This is a genomic window from Catenulispora sp. GP43 (assembly GCF_041260665.1).
Lineage (GTDB): Bacteria > Actinomycetota > Actinomycetes > Streptomycetales > Catenulisporaceae > Catenulispora.
The window spans coordinates 30,649-42,752 of the sequence record NZ_JBGCCT010000033.1 but is presented as its reverse complement, the minus strand read 5'-3'; the positions used below and the strand labels follow the sequence as shown (position 1 = coordinate 42,752).

Annotated in this window: 9 protein-coding genes; all 9 read right to left on the bottom strand. The window is 70.6% G+C overall.

Annotation, left to right across the window (positions count from 1 at the left end; genetic code table 11):
- Window positions 1-32 precede the first annotated feature (32 nt).
- A complete protein-coding gene (locus tag ABH926_RS43280) occupies window positions 33-263 on the bottom strand; it encodes a hypothetical protein (protein ID WP_370372461.1) in 231 nt (76 codons plus the stop codon).
- A 4-nt stretch (window positions 264-267) separates the two neighbouring features.
- A complete protein-coding gene (locus tag ABH926_RS43275; RefSeq protein WP_370372459.1) occupies window positions 268-945 on the bottom strand; it encodes a TetR/AcrR family transcriptional regulator in 678 nt (225 codons plus the stop codon).
- 5 nt (window positions 946-950) lie between these two features.
- Window positions 951-2,600 carry an allophanate hydrolase gene (locus ABH926_RS43270; protein WP_370372457.1) on the bottom strand — a complete coding sequence of 550 codons (1,650 nt, stop codon included), beginning with the start codon at window positions 2,598-2,600 and terminating at the stop codon, window positions 951-953.
- A complete protein-coding gene (gene uca / locus ABH926_RS43265; RefSeq protein WP_370372455.1) occupies window positions 2,597-6,256 on the bottom strand; it encodes an urea carboxylase in 3,660 nt (1,219 codons plus the stop codon). The genes ABH926_RS43270 and uca overlap by 4 nt, the downstream gene beginning before the upstream one ends.
- Complete coding sequence (locus ABH926_RS43260) at window positions 6,253-6,927, bottom strand: urea amidolyase associated protein UAAP2 (RefSeq protein WP_370372453.1); 675 nt, start codon at window positions 6,925-6,927, stop codon at window positions 6,253-6,255. The genes uca and ABH926_RS43260 overlap by 4 nt, the downstream gene beginning before the upstream one ends.
- Window positions 6,924-7,769 (bottom strand): urea amidolyase associated protein UAAP1, encoded by an 846-nt coding sequence (locus ABH926_RS43255; RefSeq protein WP_370372451.1) that lies wholly within the window; start codon window positions 7,767-7,769, stop codon window positions 6,924-6,926. Before ABH926_RS43255 ends, ABH926_RS43260 begins: the two co-directional genes overlap by 4 nt.
- A complete protein-coding gene (locus tag ABH926_RS43250; RefSeq protein ID WP_370372449.1) occupies window positions 7,766-9,373 on the bottom strand; it encodes an amino acid permease in 1,608 nt (535 codons plus the stop codon). Before ABH926_RS43250 ends, ABH926_RS43255 begins: the two co-directional genes overlap by 4 nt.
- Before the next feature lie 632 nt (window positions 9,374-10,005).
- The gene (locus ABH926_RS43245) at window positions 10,006-10,923 is read right to left on the bottom strand and encodes an alpha/beta hydrolase (protein ID WP_370372447.1); all 918 of its coding nucleotides are present in this window, start codon (window positions 10,921-10,923) and stop codon (window positions 10,006-10,008) included.
- A gap of 361 nt (window positions 10,924-11,284) precedes the next feature.
- The gene (locus ABH926_RS43240) at window positions 11,285-12,067 is read right to left on the bottom strand and encodes an IclR family transcriptional regulator (RefSeq protein ID WP_370372445.1); all 783 of its coding nucleotides are present in this window, start codon (window positions 12,065-12,067) and stop codon (window positions 11,285-11,287) included.
- Between the last annotated feature and the right edge of the window lie 37 nt (window positions 12,068-12,104).

The window sequence follows — 12,104 nt, the reverse complement described above, 5'->3', positions numbered from 1 at the left end:
GCGGATCTGCTCGGCGTGGGCCGGGAACGGGATCACGTTCGCGTCGTCATCCGGGGCACGCAGAAACATTCCGTCGCCTTGATGGCTGCGGCCGACGTCATAGTGCGCGATGTACTGGTCCAGGACTGCGCGGAGGTGGCGTTCATCTTCGGTGCTTGCGGCACGATCATGATCGCGGTGACCTCGATCGAAGCGAACACCGCGTCGAATGCCGCAGTGAACTTGGCGTCACGGTCCCGGACGAGCAGCTCCCTTGGGTTCACCGGCTCACGGCAGCCCCGCGGCCCGCGCCGCCGCTGCCCGGATCTCCGCCGGACCTAGGCCGGCCATCCGAAGCGTCGCCTCCGCCACCACCGCCGGCTCGACCGGCAGCTCGGACCCGCCCAGCCGGCGCAACGGGATGACCACCTCCACCACCTGGATCAGCAGTGCCCCGAGCACCGAGGCCGGTACCGCGTTCGCACCGGGAGCCAGCTGTCCGGCCTTGCCACCGAGCCGCCCGTAAACCTCCTGCAGCTCCTCCCGCAGCGCTCGGAACTCGTCGAACCGCGGGTCGCGCACCTCCGGGATCAAATACAAGCTGCCAATGTTGTGCGGCGCGCGTGCAAGCAGCTCCGTGTCCGTCGCGGCCAGCGCGTACAGCGCCGCCGCTGAGACCGCCGGGTCAGGGCCCGCCTGCTCCTCCAGGCGCCGCGCGAGCTCGGCGCTGGGGCGCACCGAGCGGTTCAACAGCTCGGCGAGGATGTCGTCCTTTCCGGCGAAGTGGTAGTACAGCGACGCCTGCCGAATGCCGACGGCGTCGGCGATGGCGCGCGTCGACGTGCCGCCGAAGCCCTGACCGACGAACAGCCCGGCGGCAGCGAGCAGGATCTGTTCGCGCGGCGGCAGCTCCGGGGCGGCGTCGGGGACCGCACGCGGGCGGCCCGCGCGTGACGTCTTCTCCATGAGAGTCATTCTGGCGTGGCCGCCAGATGAGCACGCCAACCACCGGCCCCGGTGATGTCCTCGGCGCCGTCGAGGGCTGACGGTTCACACAGGAAGCCGGGCACGAACTGACCGTCTGCGAGCTCCACCGAGCCGATCGCCATCGGTCGCGGAAGACTCGCGACGAGTTCGGCGAAGCCGGCGGCGGGAAGGGTCCAGAGCTCACCGACCACCGACGCACCTCGAATGGCACCGCTGTGGACCAGGCCCGGCTTGGCCGGGACAGTCCGGAGCGCGAACATCTGATACGCCGGAGCCGTCCGGACATCCGCGGTGAACGCACCGCCGAGCGCGACCAACTGCCGGTTGAGCGGCTGGCCGCGAAGGTGTGCACCGAAGACAGCGATCTGGACCGGCGGCGAGGCGAACCGTGTGGCGAGCTCGGCCAGGGCTGCGTCGGAGCGCGGCGCGCCGGTGAACATGACACCGAAGGGCAGTCCGTCGACGAGCCCAGCCGGGACGGCGACCGCGGCGAGGCCGAACAGGTTCGCATAGTTCGTATACCGGCCCAGGCGACCGTTCGCGCCGACCGGATCGTCGAGCACCTCGGCGATCCGGGGGTGGCCTGTCGTGGTCGGGGTCAGCAGAGCGTCGCAGGTGTCGAAGACCTCAAGCCCTTCGGCGCCGAGCTGTTCCAGACGTTCGCGGTCGCCGAACAGGTCAGCGGCGCTCGGGGCCGCGCCAGCCAGGATGATCGCGGCGACCGTCGCATCGAGGTCTGCGTCGGGATGGTTCTCGATGAACTCGCCCACAGCCGCATAGCGTTCGGCCACAAAAGCACCGCCGTAGAGCAGGTTCGCGGCTTCCAGGAGCGGAGCGATGTCGACCTCGACGATTTCCACACCGCAGGTGCGGAGCCGGGCCACCGCCGCCGCGAACGCCTCCGGCCAGCCCTCGGCCAGGCCGGCCACCTGTGCCGCGAGCGGGACGGCGACGCGCGGACGCGCGGGCAACGCCCGGGACAACGGTGCCGGGTCGCCCATCACCTCAGCGACGGCGCGCGCCAGGCTGACATCGGGGGCGAACACCGTCACGCAGTCCAGCGAACGGCAGGCCGGGACCACGCCGGACGTGGGCACCGCACCCACGGTGGGCTTGATCCCGACGACACCCTGCAGCGCGGCGGGCACCCGCCCGGAGCCGGCGGTGTCGGTGCCGAGGGCGAAGTCGACCTCGCCGAGCGCCACGGCGACCGCCGACCCCGAGGACGAGCCGCCGGAGATCCGGGCCGGGTCCCAGGCGTTGCGGACCGCGCCGAAGGGGCTGCGCGTTCCGACCAGGCCTGTCGCGAACTGGTCGAGGTTGGTCTTGCCGATGACGATCGCGCCCGCGGCGCGCAGGCGCGCGACGCATGCGGCGTCCTGGGTCGGACGGTACGAATACGCGGCGCAGCCCGCTGTCGTGGGAAGTCCGAGAACGTCGATGTTGTCCTTGACGGCGAACACCAGGCCTGCCAGCGGCAGCCGTTCCCCCGCGACGATCCGATCATCGATCCTCGCGGCCTCGGCCAGGACCTCGGGTTCCGGACGCAGACTGATCCAGACCTCCGGCCGGTCGGCCTGCCGGATCCGGGCGAAGGCGGGGCGGACCCGCCGGACGGCGTTGTTCGAGGTCACGCCGCCACTCCGATCGCCATCAGCGCCTGCCCCGCGGCGACCTGATCCCCAGGCTGCGCGTACACGCCCAGCACCCGCCCCGAGCACGGCGCCGTCACCACCGACTCCATCTTCATCGCCTCCACCGCCGCGATCCGCTCCCCCGCCGCGACCATCGATCCCGGCTCGACGTGCAGCTGCCACACCGTCGACAGGAACGGCGCGGCCACGACGACCGCACCGTCGGGCACCACGACCGCCTCTTCATCCGGCGTGTTCGCAGCGACCGGCTCCGTGTGCCGGTCGAACTCCCCCGAGGCGCGCCAACGCTCCTTCTCCTCCTCGAACGCCGCGCTCTGTCTCGCCCGGAACTTGGCGATCGAGTCCGTCTCACGCGTCAGGAAGCGCTCGTACTCGGCGATGGAGAAGGTCCCTTCGACCGTCTCGAAGTCGCCGCGTCCGGCATCGGTCTGAGCACGCAGCTCCAGCAGCTCCTCGGCCGAGACCGGATACCACTCGATCCGATCGAAGAACCGCAGGGCCCAGGGATGCTCGCGGAACAGTCCGCCGCGGCGGAATCGGTTCCAGACCTGCACCGTCCGCCCCACGAATTGATAACCGCCGGGCCCTTCCATCCCATAGACGCACAGGTACGCCCCGCCGATCCCGACCGAGTTCTCGGCGGTCCAGGTGCGGGCCGGGTTGTATTTCGTCGTCACCAGCCGGTGCCGCGGGTCCAACGGCGTGGCGACCGGCGCGCCCAGGTAGACGTCACCGAGCCCCAGCACGAGGTAGGAGGCGTCGTAGACGATTTGCCGCACGTCCTCGACCGAGTCCAGGCCGTTGATCCTGCGGATGAACTCGATGTTCCAAGGCGTCCAGGGCGCGTCGTCGCGCACCCCGGCCATGTAGCGGTCGATCGCGACGCGCGTGGCCGGGTCGTCCCAGGACAATGGCAGCCGCACCGTCCGCGACGGCACTGTCAGCTCGCTGGTCGGCGGGATCATCGCCTCCAACTCCCGCAGCAGCGCCGCCGCATCGGTCGCGCGCAGGATCCGCGCGTCGGTGTGGACCTGCAAGGACCTGATCCCCGGCGTCACGTCGAGGACACCGTGCGGCGAGTGCGAGGCGAGCGCCTCTTGGAGGGCGTGAACGCGCATGCGCAACCCGATGTCGAGCATCATCGGCCCGTACTCGACGAGCACGTTGCCGTCTCCGTCGCGCCGGTAGGTCACCTCGGGGCGGCCGTCCTCGGCCGGCAGGCGTCCCAGCACGCCGTCATCCCCGTCGCCGCCGCGCCGCGGCACCGCCGTCGAGGCGCGGTTGTCGGTGAGCTGCGCCGCATCTTCCTCCCTCACCGGAACGAACCGCACCGTATCGCCGGGCCGCAGCTGCCCGAGCTTCCACAAGTCGCCGCCGGCCACCACAGCGGGGCACACGAAGCCGCCGAGCGACGGCCCGTCCGGCCCGAGGATGATCGGGGTGTCGCCGGTGAAGTCCAGAGCGCCGACGGCATAGGGCGTGTCGTGGATGTTCGACGGGTGCAGACCGGCCTCGCCGCCGTCCTGGCGAGCCCACGCGGGCTTGGGCCCGAGCAGCCGCACGCCGGTCCGCGCGGAGTTGTGGTGCACGGTGTAGGAGGACGCGTACAAGGTCTCGATGTCCGCGCGGGTGAAGAACTCCGGCGCGGCGTGCGGTCCCTCGGTGACGGCGATCTCCCAGTCGCCGGTGAACGCCGGGCGCCGGTGCGCGGGCGTCGGCGGCCCGACCCGCGTCAGCCGCTCGCCCGGCGCGAACGCCGGGTGCGGGTGGTCGGAGTCCGGTGATCCGGGACGCAGAACGTCGCCGGTCATCAGTGCCCGCCCGCCGTGGCCACCGAAACCGCCGAGCGTGAAGGTCGAGGCGCTGTCCAGATACCGCGGTACGTCGAAACCGCCGCGCACGGCCAGGTAGACCCGCAGACCCGGTCCGGCGACCGCACCGACCGCCAGCTCGGAGCCGGCCGCGATTTCCACCGGCTCCCACATCGGGACCGGCTCCCCGTCCAGCAGGACCTCACAGGACGCGCCGGTGACCGCGGCGATCGTCGCCGTCGAGAAACGCAGTGTCGGCCCCGCCGCGGTGACCTCCAGGCCCGGCGCCCCGGCCGGGTTGCCGACCGCGAGGTTGGCCTCGGCGAAGGACACCGCGTCGAAGGGTCCGCTCGGCGGAACGCCGACCGACCACAATCCGACCCGGCCCGGCAGGTCCTGGATCGTCGTCTGCAGACCCGGCAGCAGCACCTCCACACGCGGTTCGGGATCCCCTGCGATCCCGCCTTCGGCCAGCGTCGAGGTCGAATGCGTCGCCGAGCGCAGCGCTGCGTCTCCGGTCAACGCCCTGAGCAGTCCGAGGTTGGTGACGATCCCGTCCACACGGCAGGCCTGGAGCCCCTCGTGCAGCACGTCGAGGGCGTCCTGGCGGGTCGGGCCGGAGGCGATCACCTTGGTGAGCATCGGGTCGTAGTGCCCCCCGACCTCCATCCCCGTCTCCAGCCAGCCGTCCACCCGCACGCCGGCCAGCGGCGGCGTGCCCTGGCCCGGGAACACCGCCGCGGTGACCAGCCCGGAGCTGGGCTGACCGCCGCGCGCCGGGTCCTCGGCGTAGACGCGGGCCTCGACGGCATGGCCGCGCGGCTCGTGCGGGCCGAAGACGGAGTCGTCGAGCCCGCGGGCGCCATCACGCGCCAGACGAAGCATCAGGGCCACGAGATCGACTCCGAACACCTCCTCGGTGACCGGGTGCTCGACCTGGAGCCGGGTGTTGACCTCCAGGAACGAGGCCTCGGCCCGGATCGGGTCGTAGACGAACTCCACGGTCCCGGCCGACCGGTATCCGACGCCGGCCAGCAGGGTCCGCGCCGAGGACTGCAGCAGGGCCCGGACATCGTCGGGCAGCGCCGGAGCGGGCGCCTCCTCGATCACCTTCTGGTGTCGGCGCTGGAGCGAACAGTCACGGTCGCCGAACACCGCGATGCGCCCGGCGCCGTCGCCGAAGAGCTGGACCTCGACGTGCTGCGCGGGCCGGACGAGCCGTTCCAGGAACACCCCGCCCGTGCCGAAGTTGGCGCCTGCCAGCCGGCTGACCCGGTCGAACGCCTCTCGGACCTCCTCGCCGGTCGCACAGGCGGCCATGCCGATCCCGCCGCCGCCCCCGGTCGCTTTGAGCATCACCGGGAACCCGATCCGCAGTGCCTCGGCGACCGCGTCGTCCGCGCAGGCCAGCAACCCGGTCCCGGCGAGCATCGGCACCCCGGCCGCCGCCGCGAGGGCGCGCGCCGTGTGTTTACTGCCGAAGGCCTCGATCTGCTCAGCCGTGGGGCCCACGAACACGAGTCCGGCCTCTTCGACGGATCGGGCGAACCCCGCGTTCTCGGAGAGGAAGCCGTAACCGGGGTGCACGGCCGCGCCGTGCCTCACGGCGAGCTCAAGGATCGCCTCGGCGCGCAGGTAGCTCTCGCGCGCGGGCCCGGGACCGATCCGGACGGCTGTGTCGGCCTCGCGGACGTGTGGCGCGGCCCGGTCGGCGTCGGAGAACACGGCGACGGTCCTGAGCCCGAGCTCCCGCGCCGAGCGGATCACGCGCCGAGCGATCTCGCCGCGATTGGCGATCAAGACGGTGTCGAAGCGGGGGTTCACAGGTCCTCCTGAGCCGTCTCGGGGGCGGCCCCGACGGCGGTGACGATCATGCGTAACGGAGTAGGGTCGAAGGCGTTGCAGGGGTTGTTCATCTGCGGGCAGTTGGACACCACGACCAGCACGTCCCGCTCGGCCCGAACCGCCACACGCTTCCCCGGCGCACTCAGGCCGTCGACGATCCCCAGTGACCCGTCCGCCTCGACCGGCACGTTCATGAACCAGTTCAGGTTGGAGACCAGGTCCCGCGCTCCCAGTCCCCACTTGGCGCCCTCGGACAGGAAGTTCTCCCGACAGGCGTGGTCGGCGGCCGCGTGATGGCCGTAGCGCAGGGTGTTGGACTCCTTCGAGCAGGCCCCGCCGATCGTGTCCTGCCGGTCGACCTCGTTGCCGACGACGGTCATCAGGGGGTTGCCGTGGTTGGACCGCAGGACCGTGCCGGTGCGGACATAGGCGTCGCCCGACCAGCCCAGTGTGTCCGGGGCGCTATAGCGCTCGGCCGGGTCGGCGGCGTCAAACAGCAGGCAGTCGGCGCTCTGGTTGCCGCCGACGTCGACGATCGTCAGCACGTGCCCGGCCGGCACGACCGCCGACCACGCGGCGCGCGGCGCGACCCGGTCGTCGCGCACCACGGCGCCGGGGACGAGGGAGCCGGACCAGTCGAGGGTGGTCACGAGCGGGACTCCCAGTCATCGAGGGTGTTGAGGTACGCGCGGGTGCGTTCGGGGCTGGCGGTGAAGGACTCGTCCCCGGGACCGGTCGGGGTGCTGCGCCATGCGTGGATTCGCAGGGGGCCGACGGTATAGCCCGGACGCGGGTCCAAAGGATGCGGGACGTTGGCGACCAGGACGGTGAGCGGCAGTTCGGCGACCAGGTCGACCGAGGTGCAGGGACCGGCGGAGCCCTGCCACCTCAAAGCGCCGTCCTCAGCGACACGGACGCCCTGGAAGAGGGAGAGCGTCGGGCCCAGGTCCCGAAGCGTCAGGCCGTGCTTCGCGGCGGCGAGCGTCAGGAGCGACTGTCCGGACGGCGTGGGCCCTTCGGGTCGGGCGTCGCCGTACTTTGCGATGTTCCACGCGTCGGACGTGGTGCCGCAGAAGGCGTCATGGTGCCGGGAGGTGTCGGCGGCGAGAGTGGCCAGAACCCTGCCGTCGCCGGAGAGCAGCGGGTGGCCGGGACCCAGGTAGGCCTGCCAGGGGATCTTGAGCGTGTCGGCGACGTTGAGGCGTTCGTACGGCGCGTCGGTCCGGAGGAGGAAGAGGTGGGCGCAGGCATCGCCGGTGGGATCCTCCAGGCGGATGCGCGTCCCGCGGGCGACCACCCGGTGGGTGTAGGCCGCCGGCGGAACAGTCTCAGCCCAGGTCAGGGCGTCTGGTGACACGTCCGGCGGGATGTTGGGAGACGTCGCGGCGGGGACGTACGGCATGGACTTCGTGGCCGTCGCGGCGGCGGACACGGCCTGGGACCGCGCGTCGCTGCGGGCGCCGGCGACGGTGTCCGTCTGGCGGGTGGTCATGACACCGCCTCGGCCACCGCTGCGATCGCGATCCCGCCGACCGCGCGGTGCCGCCGGTGCGTCGCCGCGTAGTAGAGGCCACCGACCGCGGTAGCCCCGGCGATGAACAGGACCCCCGACCACCGCAGCCACCATGTATGCCCGGTCGTGTCGTAGACAGCGGCCCGGGGCCACAACAGGTTGACCACCATCGTGGCCTGATAGAGCACGGCCACCGCCCCGCAGGCGACGCCGAACCGGCCCAGGCTGAAGATGGCGCGTCCATCCTCGTCCCGCCCACCGTCGAACTGGGCGGTCCACCCCGTCAGCCGACGCCACAGGAGCGGACCGGTCACCCCGAGATACGCGAGATACAGCATCGCGATGCACAGACTCGACAACGCCGTGAACAGCGCCGTCTGACCGATGTTCACGACCAGTGCCGCCACGGCCCCGGCCCCCACGACCAGGCTCGCCGTGACCGGCGTCCCCGTCCGCGGCGACACCTTCGCCAGCGCCCGCGAGAACGGCAGCGCGTTCTCCCGCGCCATCGAGAACACCATCCGCGACCCGGCCGTCTGGCAGGCCAGCGTGCACGCGAACACCGCTACCGCCACCGTGCACAACAGCAACCGTCCCAGCACCGGCCCGAACCGCTCGGAGACCACCCAGGCCAACCCGCCGGAGGCCAGGCCCCCGTCGGTCAGGCTCGGCGCCGCGATCAGCCCGGCCAGGATCAGCAGCCCACCGCCGAGCCCCGACACCGCGACGGCGCGCACGATCGTCTTCGGCGTCGTGCGGCGCGGTGCCCGGGTCTCCTCGCTGAGCTCGCCGGCGGCGTCGAAGCCGACCAGCACATATGCGGCCATCAGCGCCGAAGCCAGCCACGCGAACAGGTAGGAGCCGCCTGGGGCTGCTCCGGTCGTGTGCAGTACGACAGTCGCCGACCGCTTGGGCAGAAAGAACAACAGCGCGATGAGCGCCGCCACGCCGACCAGTTCGACGACCACGCCGGCGCTGGTGACCAGGGCCATGACACGCACCGACACGATGGTGAGGACCGTCGTGACGACCAGCAGGACGCAGCCGAGCAGCACCGCGTTCTGCGCGCCGGTCGACGACGTCGGCGTGGGGTCGGCGTGCCGGCCACCGACGACCTGGAACCCGTCCCAGATGCTCGGCAGCACCGCCTGCAGGGCGACCGCCGCCACCGCGACAGTGAGGACCTGGCCCACGATCATCACCCACCCGGTGAACCAGCCGAAACCCTTCCCGGCCAGCCGCGTAGACCACTGGTAGATCGCCCCGGACACCGGCCACCACGCGGCCAACTGGGCGAAGTTCAGCGCCACGAGCATCTGGCCGGCGAAGACCAGCGGCCAGGTCCAGAAGAAGGCCGCGCCGCCGAAGCCGAAGCCCAGGCCGAACAGCTGGAAGACCGTTGTCAGGATACTGACGAAGGAGAACCCCGCGGCGAAGGAGGAGAAGGAGCCGACGCCGCGGCGCAGCTCCTGACGGTAGCCGAGGGCGGCGAGGCTGTCGGCCTCAGCAAGGGCGGCCGCGTCGGCGCGGCCGGACGGGAACGGGGGTTGGGCGGGTGGCGCAACGTTCTGCGGCTGGCTCATCGCGGACCTCACCGGACTCGGAATATCTGTCGTTCGACAGGTATCGCTTAGGGTGATGTCCGGTGGTCACGGCCCCGTGACACGGCCGTACATGCTGTGTTAACTCCGGTGCACACCGGGGACGCGGAGGCCGGAGGGCGTTCGAGATGGCGTGCTCGCCTACGAGAGAAGGTCAGCAGCACCAGCCACATCGTCTCCCCGCCGACTAAATGTGCTGATGAGCGAGCCTCCGACGTCGCCGGGTTGCCGATTCGACCGAGATCGGCGATGCCGACGCGTGTCCACGACGGAGCTTTCTTGGCGCGCGCCCGTCGCTGGGGGCCGCTGGGGCCACACGGGATGCACGATCACGAACGGCCTGCAGGTGGACACGCGCCATGCCCGACTGACGGAGGAGGCATTTCGTGCGTGACATGCGAAAACGGTTACCGCCCTTGGGGGCCAATTGGGAGCCACAGAGCCTTGACCAGGTCGGCCCCTGGCCAACGCCATCAGGCCCGACCAGCATCGGGCTCGGACTCGCACCACGTCGCCCTCATAGGGCTCCGGCTCATCGTCGACCTGCGCAACCGGCCAGCCGGCCTCGACCGGGTCCCAGTACCTGTTCGGGGCTACTGCGAGCGACGCGCTTCTTACCTCCCGGGTGGCGCCACCCGGACCGTCGAGGTGACTCCCGGCACCGGCGATCGCCCTGTCAGGATCGGCAGGCCGGACGGGTCACTGTAGAGCTCGTAGCGGTAGAACGCGCTCGCGTAGGCGACCAGCGCGTCGTGCTGCTGGTTCTGAGGCAGTTCGGTAGTGGGGCACGTGCTGTCGTCCTCGCCGAACTCGAACGGCGGCGACCAGTTCGTGTTGTAGTAGTTGTGGTTGGCGCCTTGCAACGAAATCGAGAAATCGGCGACTGCGTTCTGGCCGGCCAGGTCGTCCAGATATTGCTGGCCCGCCTCATGCACGGCACCATCGCAACTGCCGGTCACGACGGCAAAGGGCAGAGTGGTGATCAGCGTATCGCTGTGGTCGCCTTCGGGGTCGTCGAACTTGACCGGTGCCAGACCGAGCACCGCCTGCACCTGCACCCCGGCCGGCCATTCCGACTTGTGCTTGTCGGACGCCTGCCACATCACGCCCTTGCCGCCCCGCGAATGCCCCATCGTGCCGACGTCCTTCATGTCCACGTGCCCGGCGAAGGCCGGCGCGACGGGCCGCCCGGTCACCGGGTTGTAGAACTTCCCGACCAGCGGGCCTTTGTCGTGGTCGGCCAGCTGCTCCCAGAGCGAGAGATGTTCATTGACCAGCCGCGCCCGGTCACCGTAGTCGAACGAGGTCATGTTGATGCCGTCCGCGCTGATCGACACCACGACAAAACCCTGTGCTGCCAAGGCTTTGCCGAGGTAGGCGTAGCCCTGGTAGCTCGGAAACGGGTGCGTACCGGCCGGACAGGGCCAACTCGTCGCGGCCTCGCTGTCACAAGCCCACCAGGAACCGTGCGACATCACGATCAGGGGATGGCGGCCGACCAGCACACGCGGGTAGTACACCTCGGCGCGCAACTCGCTGACCGTACCGCTTTGCGAGTCGGTGAATGCCGTGTCCCCGAGGTTGTAGTCAGCGACCGCGACCGACCCGAGGTTGTCCGAGCTCGCGTTGGCTGCCGGGGCCGTTATCAGTCCACTAGCTAGCAGCACGGCGGCTACTACACTAAATAGTTTCACATACAGAAGACGCTCACTCGTCGGTATCGGTTCTCTGTTACGACAGTAACCTGACATGGCATTGAGCGGCGCCGTGAGCTTGACCCGGTTTCCCGAACGGTGCCGCCTCGGCTTCGGCGTCGTTGTGTATCCGCTCCACCTCGCCTTGGGGACTACTTGGAGGCAGCTATTTGGGCGCACTTCAGCTAATGGCCGCCCTCTAAGCCCGCCACCCCAAATCCCCCGACAGCCGCCGCGCCACCCCCGCGAGCCGTTGCCCCAGTGCGTCCAGGCGGCCGTTGAGCCGGCTCTTCGGTGCGGCCACGTTCAGTGAGGCTACGGCGAGGCCGCGGAAGTCGTACACCGCTGAAGAGGCGCCGACCAGGCCGGGTTCGAATTCCTCGTCCACGGTGGCGTACCCGCGTGTCCTGATACGTGTGCACTCGGCGAGGAGCTCCGTGCGGGTCCTGATGTGCCCGGTGGGCGGGACGTCCGGCAGGGTCTCGTCCGGGTACAGCGCGCGCAGCGAGTCCTCGCCGAGCTCCGCCAGCAGCACCCGGCCGGCGGTCAGGGTGTGGGCCGGGGCCTCGACACCGACCCAGGCCAGGCCGCGGAAGCCGTGGCGTGGGATCTCGGAGTGGACCGTCACGCAGGCCACGCCGCGCAGGACGCACAGGTGAACCGTCTCCCCCAGGGAGGCGACCAGCTCGCGCATCGCCGGTTGGGCGCGGCTGGTGAGCCGGGCCTCGGCGGTCATCGCCGCGAAGTGGAACAGGCGCCAGCCCAGGCCGAAGCGGCGGGAGGTGTCGTCGCGGGCGACCAGGCCGGCCTTCTCCAATCTGGACAAAGCGCGGGAGAGCTGGCTCTTCTCGCGGCCGGTGACCGTGGCTATGTCGGTCAGGCGCAGGCCCTCGCCGGTCCGGGCGATCGCCTCGGAGAGGGCCTCCAGGATGTCGAGATCCCGGACAAAACCGGACTCTTTGACCTCTGATATCGGCGGCATGTTGCAACCATAGCAACTTCTGGTGTCGCCTATTGAA